At 66.6% G+C, this 14,320-nt stretch carries 11 protein-coding genes; 5 read left to right on the top strand and 6 right to left on the bottom strand.

The genetic code is table 11. The annotated features are described in order from the left end of the window. The first annotated feature begins 100 nt into the window (after positions 1–100). The 4 genes from ACIOHP_RS00550 (at position 101) to ACIOHP_RS00535 (ending at position 5,182) form a co-directional block, all read left to right on the top strand. A complete protein-coding gene (locus ACIOHP_RS00550; RefSeq protein WP_361542706.1) occupies positions 101–1,909 on the top strand; it encodes an ABC transporter substrate-binding protein in 1,809 nt (602 codons plus the stop codon). A gap of 87 nt (positions 1,910–1,996) precedes the next feature. Continuing rightward, entirely contained in the window at positions 1,997–2,977 is a 981-nt protein-coding gene (locus ACIOHP_RS00545; RefSeq protein ID WP_327719201.1) for an ABC transporter permease, read from the top strand. A gap of 10 nt (positions 2,978–2,987) precedes the next feature. After that, complete coding sequence (locus tag ACIOHP_RS00540; protein WP_401881952.1) at positions 2,988–4,049, top strand: ABC transporter ATP-binding protein; 1,062 nt, start codon at positions 2,988–2,990, stop codon at positions 4,047–4,049. Positions 4,050–4,060: 11 nt separating this feature from the next. Further along, complete coding sequence (locus ACIOHP_RS00535; RefSeq protein ID WP_401881949.1) at positions 4,061–5,182, top strand: ABC transporter ATP-binding protein; 1,122 nt, start codon at positions 4,061–4,063, stop codon at positions 5,180–5,182. A gap of 73 nt (positions 5,183–5,255) precedes the next feature. On the opposite strand, the gene ACIOHP_RS00530 is transcribed toward ACIOHP_RS00535, so the two are convergent. The 6 genes from ACIOHP_RS00530 to ACIOHP_RS00505 form a co-directional block, all read right to left on the bottom strand. Further along, positions 5,256–5,996, bottom strand: a complete 741-nt coding sequence (locus tag ACIOHP_RS00530; RefSeq protein WP_401881946.1) for a class I SAM-dependent methyltransferase — start codon at positions 5,994–5,996, stop codon at positions 5,256–5,258. 174 nt (positions 5,997–6,170) lie between these two features. Next, complete coding sequence (locus tag ACIOHP_RS00525; RefSeq protein ID WP_361542694.1) at positions 6,171–7,217, bottom strand: dipeptide ABC transporter ATP-binding protein; 1,047 nt, start codon at positions 7,215–7,217, stop codon at positions 6,171–6,173. Positions 7,218–7,240: 23 nt separating this feature from the next. Continuing rightward, complete coding sequence (locus ACIOHP_RS00520) at positions 7,241–8,266, bottom strand: ABC transporter ATP-binding protein (RefSeq protein WP_361542691.1); 1,026 nt, start codon at positions 8,264–8,266, stop codon at positions 7,241–7,243. Between the two features lie 9 nt (positions 8,267–8,275). Then, positions 8,276–9,256, bottom strand: a complete 981-nt coding sequence (locus ACIOHP_RS00515; protein WP_307026277.1) for an ABC transporter permease — start codon at positions 9,254–9,256, stop codon at positions 8,276–8,278. Between the two features lie 82 nt (positions 9,257–9,338). Further along, the gene (locus ACIOHP_RS00510) at positions 9,339–11,117 is read right to left on the bottom strand and encodes an ABC transporter substrate-binding protein (RefSeq protein WP_361479978.1); all 1,779 of its coding nucleotides are present in this window, start codon (positions 11,115–11,117) and stop codon (positions 9,339–9,341) included. Between the two features lie 80 nt (positions 11,118–11,197). Further along, positions 11,198–12,226: an ABC transporter permease gene (locus tag ACIOHP_RS00505; RefSeq protein WP_327719209.1), complete on the bottom strand. Its 1,029-nt coding sequence runs from the start codon at positions 12,224–12,226 to the stop codon at positions 11,198–11,200. 448 nt (positions 12,227–12,674) lie between these two features. On the opposite strand from ACIOHP_RS00505, the gene ACIOHP_RS00500 reads away from it, so the two are divergent. Then, entirely contained in the window at positions 12,675–14,315 is a 1,641-nt protein-coding gene (locus ACIOHP_RS00500; protein WP_401881939.1) for an ABC transporter substrate-binding protein, read from the top strand. Positions 14,316–14,320 lie beyond the last annotated feature (5 nt).

The following is a 14,320-nucleotide window of genomic DNA, read 5'->3' as shown; positions in this document are numbered from 1 at the left end:
CGCCCGACACCGACCGGATGGCACTTCTGATGCCGGTCCGCACTTCAATTCGCACTGGTGACAGGCACACCGGTGACACAAGATGGGTGGAATCTGAGTGATGGGTAAGGGTGGACGCCGCGCGTACGCCGCGCTCTCACTGCTCGCGGCGGGGGCTCTCGTGCTCACCGGCTGCAGCGAGGGTGGCAGCAAAGGCAGTGACAACGACAAGCAGGACAAGGAGAACGCCGAGCGGCAGCAGTCCGGCATCACCTTCGGCGACGCCAAGGCCTCGACCGGCCCGGCCGCCGAGATCAGTGGCGCCAAGCCGGGCGGCACGATCACCGTGCTGCAGCGCGACAGCTTCGCGCACCTCGACCCCGGACAGATCTACGTCTCGGACGAGATGGCCCTGTCGCAGCTGATACACCGCGGTCTGACCAGCTACAAGGCGACCAGCGACGACGGCCAGAAGCACGAGGTCGTCGGCGACCTGGCCACCGACAGCGGTACCACCACGGACGGCGGCAAGACCTGGAAGTTCGAGCTCAAGGACGGGATCAAGTGGGCCGACGGCTCCCCGATCACCGCCAAGGACGTGCGCCAGACCTTCGAGCGGCTCTTCGCACCGTTCGTCTCCAACGGCCCGACGTTCATCCAGCAGTGGATGGCCAACACCCCGGGCGCGGAGTACCGCAAGCTTCTCCCGGACGGTCCGTACAAGGGCAAGCACCTGCCGGACAGCGTCCTTGAGACGCCGGACGACAAAACGATCGTCTTCAAGTTCGAGACGGCCAAGCCCGACCTGCCGTACGCGCTCGCCATGGCGGGCTACTCCATCGTGTCGCAGGCGAAGGACACCAAGGAGAAGTACGACAAGGCCCCGATGACCTCGGGCCCGTACAAGATCTCCGAGTTCAAGTCCGGCAAGTCGATGACGCTGGTCAAGAACACGAACTGGGACCCGAAGACCGACGCGGTCCGCCACCAGTACGCCGACCAGTTCAGCTTCGAGTTCAACAAGCAGTACGAGGACTCCACCAAGGCGATCCTCGACGACTCGGGCGCGAACGCGACCGCGATCAGCTTCAGCAACCAGGTCGACGCGGGCAACCTGACCAAGGTCCTGAACGACGCGGCGCTGAAGCCCCGCACGGTCTCCGGCTACCAGCCGTACGTGGGTCAGATGAACATCAACCTGTCCCAGCCGGAGATGAAGTCGAAGGAGGTCCGCGAGGCCATCGCCTACGCCCTCCCGATCACGCCGTTCGTGCGTGCCTTCGGCGGCAGCGACGCGATGGAGGTCGCCGGCGGTCTGATCAGCCCGACCGTGACCGGCTACGACCCGAAGTTCGACCCCTTCGGCAAGAAGGCCAAGCCCGCGGGCGACCCGGCCAAGGCCAAGCAGCTCCTTGAGAAGGCCGGCAAGGTCGGTCTGAAGCTGACCTTCGGTTACATCAACACCCCCGAGGGCCAGCAGTACTCCACCGCCATGGCGGCGGGCCTGGAGAAGGCCGGCTTCGACGTCCAGCGCCAGGAGATCCCGGCCGAGACGTACTACGACCAGGTCAGCAAGGTCAAGAACAACTACGACATCTACCACACCGCGTGGGGTGCCGACTGGCCGAGCGCGTCCACCGTGATCCCGCCGCTGTACGACGGCCGCCAGATCCAGGACGGCGCGTCCAACTACTCGCACATCAACGACCCGAAGGTGAACGCCGACATCGACGCGGCCGCAGCCCTCACCGACCCGGTCAAGGCGGCCGAGGCCTGGAACAAGATCAACGAGTACATCGTGAAGGACGTCGTCTCCAACATCCCGACGGCGTACTACAAGCAGACCCAGATCGCCGGGTCCAAGATCGGCGGCCTTGTGTACGACGACGTCATCGGCGGCGTCGACCCGCGCAGGCTGTACGTGAAGTAACCCGTCCAAGCGGCGCCGGTCGCGCCCCCTCCCGTGACGGGACGCGACCGGCGCCGCCAGGCCTGAAGCCCGAAAGCTGCCACTGAGATGCTGCGCTTCCTCCTCCGCCGGATCCTCGGCTCACTCGTGATCCTGGTCCTGCTGACCGTGGTCGCCTTCCTGCTCTTCTTCGGCATGCCCCGCGACCCGGCGCTGCTGATGTGCGGCAAGACGTGCACGCCCGACGCCCTGGCGAACATCCACCAGACGCTCGGACTCGACAAGTCGATCCCGGAGCAGTTCTGGATCTTCCTGTCGGGACTCGTGGCCGGTCGCGACAACTTCCCGCAAGGGCCCTGCCCCGCCCCGTGCTTCGGGTACTCGTACCACACCAACGAGGCAGTCTGGACAACCCTGTTGGACCGGCTGCCGCTCACGCTCTCCCTCGCGTTCGGCGCCACGATCATGTTCCTGTTCGTCGGTCTCGGCACCGGACTGCTCGCCGCCTGGAAGCGCGGCTCCCTCGTCGACAAGACGTTCACCGCGGGCTCCATGGCGCTCAGCTCGATGCAGATCTACTTCCTGGGCCCGCTCGCTCTCGCCATCCTCGTGTACCAGACGCACGCGTTCGATGAGCCCAAGTACACCCCCCTCACAGACAATCCGGCCGCCTGGTTCACCGGACTGATGATCCCCTGGGTCGTCCTGTCGACGATCTTCGCCGCGCAGTACACCCGTATGGCGCGCTCCGCGATGATCGAGCAGCTCCAGGAGGAGCACGTCCGCACGGCCAAGGCCAAGGGCATGAGCGGTCGCTACGTCTTCTTCCGGTACGCCTGGCGCGGCTCCCTCATCCCCATCATCACCATCCTCGGCATCGACCTCAGCTCGCTGCTCGGCGGCGCGATCATCACCGAGTACACCTTCGGGCTGCCCGGACTCGGCCGACTCGCGGTGGACTCGGTGCAGTTCAGTGATCTGCCGCTGCTGCTGGGCGTGATGCTGTTCTCGGCCGCCGTGATCCTGCTGTGCAACGTCGTCGTCGACGCCTGCTACGCCATCATCGACCCGCGCGTGCGGCTGTCCTAGGAGTTCTGTCGTGACCACTCTGACCAAGGAGGCCGGGGCGCCCGTCCCGTCCGACGCGGGCGCCTTCCTCTCGGTGCGGGACCTGCACGTCAGCTTCAAGACCGAGGACGGCATCGTCCGGGCCGTCGACGGGCTCTCCTTCGACCTGGAGCGCGGCAAGACGCTGGGCATCGTCGGTGAGTCGGGCTCCGGCAAGTCCGTGACCAACCTGACCATCCTGGGGCTGCACAACCCGAAGTTCACCACCGTCGAGGGCGAGATCCTGCTGGAGGGGCAGGAGTTGACCACCGCCCGCGAATCCGAGCTGGAGAAGCTGCGCGGCAACAAGGTCGCCATGATCTTCCAGGACCCGCTGACCGCGCTGTCGCCGTACTACACGGTGGGCCGGCAGATCGCCGAGCCCTTCATGAAGCACACCGGTGCCTCCAAGAAGGTGGCCTGGGCGCGTGCGGTGGAGATGCTCGGCAAGGTCGGCATCCCCAACCCCAAGGAGCGGGCGAAGGACTATCCGCACCAGTTCTCCGGCGGTATGCGGCAGCGCGCGATGATCGCGATGGCGCTGGTGTGCGACCCGGACCTGCTGATCGCCGACGAGCCGACGACCGCGCTGGACGTGACGGTCCAGGCGCAGATCCTGGACCTTCTGAAGGACCTCCAGCAGGAGTTCGGTTCGGCGATCGTCTTCATCACGCACGACCTCGGTGTCATCGCCGACATGGCCGACGACATCATGGTGATGTACGCGGGCGGCGCCATCGAGCGCGGCACGACGAACGAGGTGCTGCGCTCGCCGCAACACCCCTACACCTGGGGCCTGCTGAACTCGATGCCGCGCATCGACTCCGACCTCGACGCCCCCCTCGCGCCCATCCCGGGCGCCCCGCCCTCACTGCTCAACCCGCCCTCGGGCTGCCGCTTCCACCCACGCTGCACCTTCCAGGACCGGGTCGGCGGCACCCGCTGCGTCGACGAACGCCCCCTGCTGGCCCCGGACCGCGCCTCCGCCTGTCATCTCACGGCGGATCAGAAGCGGACCGTCTTCATCGAAGAGATCAAGCCCAGCCTGGGCTAGGAGGACCCGTCATGAAAGAGGACCTCGTCCTCCCCGCCCCGCGAGGGGCCACCACCGACTCGGCCGGAGACCCGCTGCTGGTCGTGGAGGGGCTCACCAAGCACTTCCCGGTCAAGGGCGGCTTCCCGATCCGCCGCACGGTCGGTGCCGTGCAGGCCGTCGACGGCATCGACCTGACCGTGAACGTCGGCGAGAGCTTCGGCCTGGTCGGCGAGTCGGGCTGCGGCAAGTCGACCACGGGCCGGCTGATCACGCGGCTCATGGAGCCGACGGCCGGCAGCATCTCGTACCGGGGCAAGGACATCTCGCACGCGTCCCGCAGGGAGCTGGCGCCGATCCGCTCCGAGATCCAGATGATCTTCCAGGACCCGTACTCCTCGCTGAACCCGAGGCAGACGGTCGGCAAGATCATCTCCGGACCCATGGAGATCAACGAGATCGAGCCGGAGGGCGGCCGCGAGAAGCGCGTACGCGAACTGCTCGAGATCGTCGGTCTCAACCCCGAGCACTACAACCGCTTCCCGCACGAGTTCTCCGGCGGACAGCGTCAGCGCATCGGTGTGGCAAGGGCGTTGGCCCTGGAACCGAAGCTGATCGTCGCCGACGAGCCGGTGTCGGCACTGGACGTCTCCATCCAGGCCCAGGTCGTGAACCTGCTGAAGCAGGTCCAGCAGGAGCTGGGCATCGCGTTCCTGTTCATCGCCCACGACCTCGCCGTCGTACGGCACTTCTCGCATCGTGTCGCGGTCATGTACCTCGGCAAGATCATCGAGGTCGGCGACCGCAACTCCATCTACACCCGGCCTCGCCACCCCTACACCCACGCCCTGCTGTCCGCGGTGCCCGAGGTGAACCTGTCGGACGAGGGCGCGCCCAACCGTGAGCGGATCCGCCTTGCCGGTGATGTGCCGTCGCCGATCTCGCCGCCGTCCGGGTGCCGGTTCCGTACGCGGTGCTGGAAGGCGCAGGACAAGTGCGCGGCCGAGGAGCCGCCGCTGGTCCAGATCTCCGGTAACCGGGAAGGGCATCTGACGGCGTGCCACTTTCCGGAGGATCCGACGATCGAGGGGCGCGAGGAGGACATCGTGCTGGATCCGGCGTTGGCTGCGCTGGAGGAGGAGCTGGGCGACTAAGGGGGTGGTGGGGGCTGTTGTGTGTCGGCTGCGGGCGCGTAGTGGCTGGTCGCGCAGTTCCCCGCGCCCCTGATCAGGTGGCGCTTCGCGCCACCGTGATCAGCTCTGGGCTTGCCGACGTTACCGGGCCCCTTGCCCAGTCGCCGTACTGTTCCTCGATCACCAGGCCTGCCTCCGCCAGGAACTTCTCCAGGTCCGGTGTGTCGAGGAAGCGCAGTGTGGTGGTGCTGACCTGCGGGTGGTCCCAGCGGACGCCCTCGTAGGTTTCGGTGAAGGTCACTCGGTCGCCACCGACGGGGCCGACCACCTCCCGCCACATCCACGCGACGGAACCGTTCTCGTCGGCGGCCTCGTGCACCCGGTCCGGTGTCCAGGACTCCCAGGCGCGGGCCGCCGGATTGCGGGTCTCGAAGACGAAGCGTCCGCCGTCCGCGAGGGCGGTCCGGACGGCTCGCAGGCCGGTGCGCAGTTCCTCGTCGCCGACGAGGGTCTGGAAGGCGTGGCCGGTCATCGTGACGAGGTCGAACTCCCCGTACCAGGCACGTGAGCGCAGATCCCCGAGCACCCACTCCACACCGGGCTCCCGGCGCCGTGCCTGGACCAGCATCGCGGCGGCGGGGTCGAGCCCCGTGAGCTGACCCGGGTGTCCGGTCCGGCGGGCCGCGGCGAGCAGGCGTCCGGTGCCGCAGCCGACGTCCAGCACGGTGGGTGCGGACATCACGCGACCGAGGTAGAAGTCGTCGCCCGGACCCCACGGGTTGAGGGAGTCGTACAGCGCGGCGAGCGAGAGATCCGCGAACGAGCGATCGACCATCGCGGCAGTCTGTCACAGGTGCCGGAGCCATATGACGGGATCCCGTATGACGAAGGCCCGTACCTGGGGAGGTACGGGCCTTCGTTCCCCTGGAGCGGACGTTCATGGGCTCGGGTCAATGGGCCGAGAAAGTCCGTTCCGCCAAGGGCGGCGGCTGACGAAAAAGGGGTGTTGTCAGACCGCTGCCTCGGGGTCCTTGGAGAGACGCGGGGCCGGAATGGTTCCCTCCGTCTCGGGGTAGTGACACGCGGTCAGGTGGCCGGGCTTGTTGCCCTCGACCTGGACCAGCGGGGGCGCCTCGGTCGCGCACTTCTCCGTCGCCTTCCAGCAGCGGGTCCGGAAGCGGCAGCCCGAGGGCGGGTTCAGGGGAGACGGTACATCGCCGGTGAGACGGATGCGCTCGCGGGTCGGTGTGTCGTCCACCGTCGCCTCCGGCACGGCGGACAGCAGGGCCCGCGTGTAGGGGTGGCGCGGGTTGCCGTACAGGTCGTCGCGGTCCGCGATCTCGACGATCTTGCCGAGGTACATGACCGCCACGCGCTGCGAGAAGTGCCGTACGACCGCGAGGTCGTGGGCGATGAACACGAAGGCGATGCCCAGCTCCTGCTGCACCTTCTGCAGCAGGTTCACGACCTGGGCCTGGATCGAGACGTCGAGGGCCGACACCGGTTCGTCGGCGACGATCAGCTTCGGCTCCAGAGCCAACGCCCGTGCCACACCGATGCGCTGGCGCTGTCCGCCGGAGAACTCGTGCGGGAAGCGGTTGTAGTGCTCGGGGTTGAGACCGACGATCTCCAGGAGCTCACGGACCCGCTTCTCGCGGCCGCCCTCCGGGATGATGTCGTTGATCTCCATGGGACCCGAGATGATCTTGCCGACCGTCTGGCGCGGGTTCAGCGACGCGTAGGGGTCCTGGAAGATCATCTGGATCTCGGAGCGGATCGGCGCCAGCTCCCTGCGGGACGCGTGCGTGATGTCCTTGCCCCGGTACGAGATGCTGCCGGCCGTCGGCTCCATGAGCCGGGTGATCAGCCGGCCGGTGGTCGACTTGCCGCAGCCCGACTCGCCGACCAGGCCGAGGGCCTCGCCCTCGGCCACCTGGAAGTCCAGGCCGTCGACGGCCTGCACGGCACCGACCGTGCGGCGGATCGGGAAGCCGCCCTTGACCGGGAAGTGCTTGGTCAGGCCCGAGACGTCCAGGAGGGGGGTGGTGTTGCTCATGGTGGTGAATCCCGTCTTGTACGTCAGTGGGTCCGGGCCGCGACGTGCTCGGTGAAGAGCTCGTGCTTCTGGTCCGCCGTCAGGTGGCACGCCGAGCCCCGCCCGTCGAGGACCTTCAGACCCGGCCGCTCACTGGAGCAGAGCCCGCCGGCGACCTTCTCCGCGAAGGCGCACCGGGGGTGGAAGCGGCAGCCCGACGGCGGGTTGAGCAGCGAGGGCGGCGAGCCCGGGATCGGGGCGAGCGGTACGTCGACCGGCCCGGTCAGGCTCGGCATCGAACCCAGCAGCCCCAGCGTGTAGGGGTGGTCGGGGGTGCGCAGCACCTCCTCCTTGGTGCCCCGCTCCACACAGCGCCCGCCGTACATCACCAACACGTCGTCCGCGATGTCGGCGATGACACCGAGGTCGTGCGTGATGAAGATGATGGCCGTGCCGAACTCCTGCTGGAGGTCCTTGAGCAGGTCCATGATCTGGGCCTGGACCGTCACGTCGAGAGCCGTGGTCGGCTCGTCGGCGATCAGCAGCTCCGGGTCGCAGACCAGGGCCATCGCGATCATCGCGCGCTGGCGCATACCGCCGGAGAACTGGTGCGGGTAGTCGTCCACCCGCATGTCCGGCTGCGGGATGCCGACCCGGCGCAGCATCTCGATCGACCGCGCCCGGGCCTCCTTGCGGGAGGCGCCGGTGTGCTTGCGGTACGTCTCGCCGATCTGCGCGCCGATGGTGTGGTACGGCGACAGGGAGGCGAGCGCGTCCTGGAAGATCATGGACATCTTGTTGCCGCGCAGCTTCTCCAGCTCGCGCTCGGAGGCGGTGATCAGCTCCTTGCCGTCGAGCAGGATCTCGCCGTCGAGCCTGGTGTTGCGCGGGTCGTGCAGGCCCAGGACCGCCATGTTGGTGACGGACTTGCCGGAGCCCGACTCACCGACGATGCCGAGGGTCTGGCCCTTCTCCACGTCGAAGGAGAGCCCGTCGACGGCTTTGACGACACCGTCCTCGGTGGAGAAGTGGACTTTGAGGTCGCGGACGGAGAGGAAGGGGGTGCTCATGGTCTCTCCTTAAGCGAGGCGCACGCGCGGGTCGATGAGGGCGTACAGGGCGTCGACCACGATGTTGAAGACGACGATCGCGCCGGCGGCGACCAGCACGACACCGAGCAGCATCGGCAGGTCGTTGGTGCTGACCGCCTTGACGGAGAGCATGCCGAGGCCCTGGAGGCTGAACGTCGACTCGGTGATGATCGCGCCGCCGAGCAGCACACCGAGGTCGAGGCCGAAGATGGTCACGATCGGCCCCATCGCACCGCGCCAGGCGAAGCGGAAGAAGACCGTGCGGCGGGACATGCCCTTGGCGCGGGCGGTGCGGACGTAGTCCTCGCTGAGCGACTCCACCATCTGGGAGCGCGTCATCCGGGTGTAGTTGGCGGTCCAGATCAGGGACAGCACGATCCAGGGCACCAGCAGACCCTTGGCCCAGGCCGCCGGGTCGTCCGTGAAGGGCGTGTAGCTGGCCCGGTCCAGCACCTGCCACTGGTCGACCAGCAGATAGGTGGCGAGGACGCCGACGACGTAGATCTGCATCGAGGACGCGACCAGCGAGGCGGAGCTCGCGATCTTGTCCAGGGCCTTGCCCTGCTTCACGGCGGCCAGCATGCCCGCGCCGATGCCGAAGGTCAGGTAGATGACCGAGCTGCCGAGCGACAGCGACAGGGTGGTCGGGAAGCGGTCCATGATGGTGCCGAGGACCGGCTCGCGGTTCTGGAACGAGTAGCCGAGGCAGGGCGCGTTGCAGTTGCCGAACGACGTGTAGTCGCGGCCCACGAAGATGCCCTTGAGCCAGTCCCAGTACTGCACAGGCAGTGGATCGGCGATCCCCAGGTTCTTCCGCACCAGCTCCAGAGTCTCAGGGGTGCAGGCCTTGCCGCAGGCGATGCGGGCGGGGTCGCGCGGGGCGGCGTAGAACAGGACGAACACGATGGCGCTGATGATCAGCAGGATCACCGCGGCGCCGAGAATTCGTCGGACAAGGAAGCGGAGCATGGCAGTTGGGATTTCCTGACGGATGCCGAAGGGGGGAAGGAGGCGGGGCGGCCCAGGGCCGCCCCGCCACGAGGGCCGGTCGTCAGGCCTTCACGAACGTCTTGTAGAGCAGCGTCGCGGAGAAGTTCGGGTCGAACATCGCTCCGCCGACCTTGTTGCCGTAGACGTAGTAACGGCGCTGGTACATCTCGGGGATGATCGGCGCGACTTCTTCCATGATCCGCTTGTCGAGCGCGGCCCAGGCTTCACCGGCCTTCTTCTGGTCGGTGATGACCACGTTCTTCTGGATGGTCTCGTCGATCCAGGAGACCTTCGTCTGGGAGACGTTGTAGAGACCGTCGCCGACGCTGGCGCTGTCGAACAGCGGCTGCATCATCGTGTAGGCGGTCGGCCAGTCCGGGGACCAGCCGTACCACATCACGTCGAAGGAGTTGTCGACCTTCGCGATCTGGTCGTAGTACGTCGTCGAGTCGACCGGCTTGATGACCGGGGTGAAGCCGGCCTCCTTCAGCGCGTTCTCGATGACGACCTTGGTCTTGTTGTAGGTCGGGTCCTGCGGGAAGGCGTAGACGATCTTCACGCCCTCCTTGCCGGCTTCCTTCAGCAGCTTCTTCGCGGCGGCCGGGTCGCCCTGCGGCTTCTTCAGCTTGCCGTAGATGTCGAACTTCTCGCGGCCCAGGATGTCGGGGCTGAGGATCGTGGTCGCGAAGTCGCCGGAGGACGGGCCGCCGTAGATCTGACGGATCTGCTGGAGCGGCCAGGCCATGTTGAGGGCCTGGCGGACCTTCAGGTCGGTGACGCGCTTGGTGTTGATCGCGTAGTAGTACGTGCCGGTGAGCAGGCCGTTGAAGGTGCGCTTCTTCAGGTCCGGGTCGGTGAGGACCTTCTGGATGCGCTCGGCGGGCACGCCCTTGTAGATGGAGACCGCGAAGGCGTCGTTGCCCTGGGAGGCGATGAGACGGTCCGTGGAGTCCAGGGTCTCGATGCCGAAGGTGAACTCGAAGCCGTCCGGGTAGTTGTTGCGGATGGCGTCGGTCGCCGGGTCCCAGTTCTTGTTGCGGACCAGCGTCATCGACTTGTCGGTCGTGTGGTTCTTGATCTTGTACGGACCACAGGCGGCCGGGTTCTTGTCGTACTTCTCCTTGGTGTCCAGCTTCGGGGACACCGCGGCGTACGAGTGCATCGCCATCGTGAAGTTGAAGTCGGGGCGGGCCTCGGCCAGGTTGAACGTGATGGTCCGCTTGGCCTTGTCCGTCACGATCTCGGAGAGGTGCTTGCCCTTGTAGGGGCCCTCGTAGGCGTCACGCCACTTGCCGCCCTTGCCGGTCAGCGCGATCTGGACGTAGCTGGCGGACTCGATGATGTACGGGGCCCACAGCCGCTCGATGCCGTGACGCACGTCCTCGACGGTGAGCTCGCTGCCGTCCTCCCACTTCAGACCCTCCTTCAGCGTGAAGGTCCAGGTCTTGCCCGCGTTGGACATCGTGCCGGTGTCCGTGGCCAGGTCGCCGACGAGCTTCTGCGAGCCGTCCGCGGCGACCTTGTAGCCGGTCAGGCAGCGGTGCAGGAGCAGCGCGGCGGTCGAGTTGTACGCGTAGTAGATGCGACCCGGGTCCAGGTGCGAGAAGTCGTCCGGGGCCAGACCGTAGATCGTCCCGCCCTTCTTCGCCCCGGCGATCTCCGGCGCGGGGCCGGTCGAGTCCGCCGCGGTGCCGATCGTGACCTTGGAGTACGTCTTGGCACCCTCGGTCGCGCTGCCGCCGCTGCCGCCCGCGTCGCCGCTGCTGCACGCGGACAGCAGCGTCGAGCCCGCGGCCGCGACGCTTGTGGCTATGACGAAGTTTCTGCGGGAAAGAGACATGGCTGACCCGATTTCTTGTGGATAGGGATGGTGCTTGGGGTACTCCGGCCGGGCCCCGTCGCTCGGCGGAGTGGGGTGGCTCAGCGCTTCGTCTTGGGGTCCAGCGCGTCGCGGACCGAGTCGCCGAGCAGGTTGAAGGCGACGACGAAGATCACCATGGAGAGACCAGGGAAGAGCATGAAGGTGATGTCGTCCTGGTAGTACTTGGCGCCGAACTGGAGCATGACGCCCCAGTCGGGCGTGGGGTCGGTGAGTCCCACGCCGAGGAAGGCGAGCCCCGCCTCCGCCGTCACATAGGCGGGCAGCAGGAGCGTCGACTGGATGAGGATCGGCGTCCACAGGTTGGGCAGCAGTTCCTTGAAGATGATCCGGGCCGGTGAGGCTCCGGTGACCTTGGCGGCCTCCACGAACTCCCGCTCGCGCAGGGCGAGGACCTCGCCGCGCAGCAGACGGGCGATGGAGGCCCAGCCGAAGGCGGTCATCACGGTGATGAGGCTGGTGACCGTGAGCCAGATCGGGGTGTTCTCCTCCGGCGACACGAAGATCGCCAGCACGACCGGCCAGAAGGCGATGAAGAACAGCGTCTGCGGGAAGGCCAGCAGGATGTCGATGACCCGGCCGACGAAGTAGTCGGTGCGGCCGCCCAGGTAGCCGGCGGTGATGCCGATGACGACACCGAGCAGGGTCGTCAGGAGCGTGGCGGCGGTGGCGATGAGCAGCGAGTTGCGCATGCCGTAGAGCAGGAAGGTGAGGACGTCCCGGCCGAGCTGGGGCTCGACGCCGAACCAGAAGTCACCGCTGATGCCGCCGTTGGCCTTGACCGGGAAACCGAACTCGTTGAGCAGTCCCGGAGTGTTGATGCCGTACGTCGTGTACGGGTTCTTGCCGTAGAGCTTGGCGATCAGCGGAGCGCCGATCGACACGACGAAGAAGAAGAGGACCACGTACCCGGATATGACGCCTGCGCGGTCCCGTTTGAAACGGCTCCAGGCGAGCCGTCCCGGCGAGCGGCTCTCGTTGCCCTTGAGAGCCGAGGACTTCACCGGTGCCGCGCTGTCTTCGTCGGTCACCTCGAGTGAAGTGACCGGGGAAGGGGTTGGGGGGGTCATGATGCTCCGTGCCCTGTGGATCAAGGACTCCGCAGGGCGGTCCCTACGGGCTACGCCGGACTTTTTCAACGCAATTCATTCAAGGTCAATAAATTCTCGGTCGACTTGGGTGGCTCTTTACTTTCTTTACCTTTCTTTGACTAGCCTGTAGCTACGCGTGTAGCGTGCCGTGATCACCCTGTGTCTTACATCGGACCAACTGCCCCAATCGGTCAATGAGTTCGATATACGGACGTCAGAGTGTCGAAATCCGTACATAGGAGGGTCGCAATCCAACGGTTCGGCATCGGATCGTGAAGATCCATTGCGCCCTCCACGGAAGATCCATTGTGGCGAAGGTCGGACCTTCCCGGGCGTTCCCCTAATGGGGTGAGTGCATGTGCGGTCTGCCTGTTTTGCGCCGATATTGACCGGTAACGGAACAGTGCAGTCACACAGGAGGAACTCCATGCGCGGAGCCACGCACGCCAAATGGGCCGCATGCGCGGTGTCGGTCGCCCTCGCCGCCACGGCCTGCGGGGGCGGGGACAGTGACAGCGGCGGCGGCAGTGGCGACGGCGGCGCGGTGCTGAGCTCCTCCTGGGGCGACCCGCAGAACCCGCTGGAGCCCGCCAACACCAACGAGGTGCAGGGCGGCAAGGTCCTCGACATGATCTTCCGGTCCCTGAAGAAGTACGACCCGGAGACCGGCAAGGCCGAGGACATGCTCGCCGAGAAGATCGAGACGAGCGACTCCCAGAACTTCACCATCACCGTCAAGGACGGCTGGACCTTCAGCAACGGCGAGAAGGTCACGGCCAAGTCGTTCGTGGACGCCTGGAACTACGGGGCCAGCCTCAAGAACAACCAGAAGAACGCGTACTTCTTCGGCTACATCGAGGGCTACGACAAGGTGCACCCCGAGGACGGCAGCAAGCAGACCGCGCAGACCCTCTCCGGCCTGAAGGTGACCGGCGACCGGACCTTCACCGTCAAGCTCGGCCAGAAGTTCTCGACCTTCCCCGACACCCTCGGCTACCCGGCGTACGCCCCGCTCCCGCAGGCGTTCTTCACCGACCACGCGGCCTGGGTGGCGAAGCCGGTCGGCAACGGCCCGTACACCATCGACTCGTACACCAAGGGCTCGCAGATGGCCCTGAAGAAGTGGGACGGCTACCCCGGTGACGACAAGGCGCAGAACGGCGGCGTGACCCTCAAGGTCTACACCGACAACAACACCGCCTACACCGACCTCATGGCCGGCAACCTCGACCTCGTCGACGACGTCCCGGCCGCCCAGCTCAAGAACGTCCAGAGCGACCTCGGCGACCGGTACATCAACACCCCGGCCGGCATCATCCAGACCCTCGCCTTCCCGTTCTACGACAGCGACTGGAACAAGAGCGGGATGGAGAAGGTCCGCACGGGCCTCTCCCGCGCGATCAACCGTGAGCAGATCACCGAGACGATCTTCCAGAAGACCCGCACCCCCGCCACCGACTGGACCTCCCCGGTCCTCGGCGAGGACGGCGGCTTCAAGGAAGGCCTGTGCGGCGACGCCTGCGAGTACAACCCCTCCGCGGCGAAGAAGCTCATCGAGGAGGGCGGCGGCCTTCCCGGCGGACAGGTCAAGATCACGTACAACGCGGACACCGGCTCCCACAAGCAGTGGGTCGACGCGGTCTGCAACTCCATCAACAACGCGCTCGACAACGACAAGGCCTGCGTCGGCAACCCGGTCGGCACCTTCGCCGACTACCGCAACCAGATCACCGACAAGAAGATGAGCGGTCCCTTCCGCGCCGGCTGGCAGATGGACTACCCGCTCATCCAGAACTTCCTCCAGCCGCTCTACTACACCAACGCCTCCTCCAACGACGGCAAGTGGTCCAACAAGGACTTCGACAAGCTCGTCAACGAGGCCAACGCCGAGACCGACACCGCCAAGGCCGTGGGGAAGTTCCAGGACGCCGAGGAGGTGCTGCGGGACGACATGGGCGCCATCCCGCTCTGGTACCAGAACGGCAGCGCGGGCTACTCGGAGCGGCTGTCCGACGTGAAGCTCAACCCCTTCAGCGTCCCCGTCTACAACGAGATCAAGGTCAGCTGACCCGC

It is taken from the genome of Streptomyces sp. NPDC087859, from assembly GCF_044742595.1.
Classification (GTDB): Bacteria; Actinomycetota; Actinomycetes; order Streptomycetales; family Streptomycetaceae; genus Streptomyces; species Streptomyces canus_F.
This window is presented reverse-complemented; position numbering and strand designations above follow the sequence as displayed.

Coding starts and splice junctions, on each gene's coding strand:
- ACIOHP_RS00550 (WP_361542706.1), top strand. CDS start 101: ATGGGTAAGGGTGGACGCCGCGCGTACGCCGCGCTCTCACTGCTCGCG.
- ACIOHP_RS00545 (WP_327719201.1), top strand. CDS start 1,997: ATGCTGCGCTTCCTCCTCCGCCGGATCCTCGGCTCACTCGTGATCCTG.
- ACIOHP_RS00535 (WP_401881949.1), top strand. CDS start 4,061: ATGAAAGAGGACCTCGTCCTCCCCGCCCCGCGAGGGGCCACCACCGAC.
- ACIOHP_RS00530 (WP_401881946.1), bottom strand. CDS start 5,996: ATGGTCGATCGCTCGTTCGCGGATCTCTCGCTCGCCGCGCTGTACGAC.
- ACIOHP_RS00525 (WP_361542694.1), bottom strand. CDS start 7,217: ATGAGCAACACCACCCCCCTCCTGGACGTCTCGGGCCTGACCAAGCAC.
- ACIOHP_RS00520 (WP_361542691.1), bottom strand. CDS start 8,266: ATGAGCACCCCCTTCCTCTCCGTCCGCGACCTCAAAGTCCACTTCTCC.
- ACIOHP_RS00515 (WP_307026277.1), bottom strand. CDS start 9,256: ATGCTCCGCTTCCTTGTCCGACGAATTCTCGGCGCCGCGGTGATCCTG.
- ACIOHP_RS00510 (WP_361479978.1), bottom strand. CDS start 11,117: ATGTCTCTTTCCCGCAGAAACTTCGTCATAGCCACAAGCGTCGCGGCC.
- ACIOHP_RS00505 (WP_327719209.1), bottom strand. CDS start 12,226: ATGACCCCCCCAACCCCTTCCCCGGTCACTTCACTCGAGGTGACCGAC.
- ACIOHP_RS00500 (WP_401881939.1), top strand. CDS start 12,675: ATGCGCGGAGCCACGCACGCCAAATGGGCCGCATGCGCGGTGTCGGTC.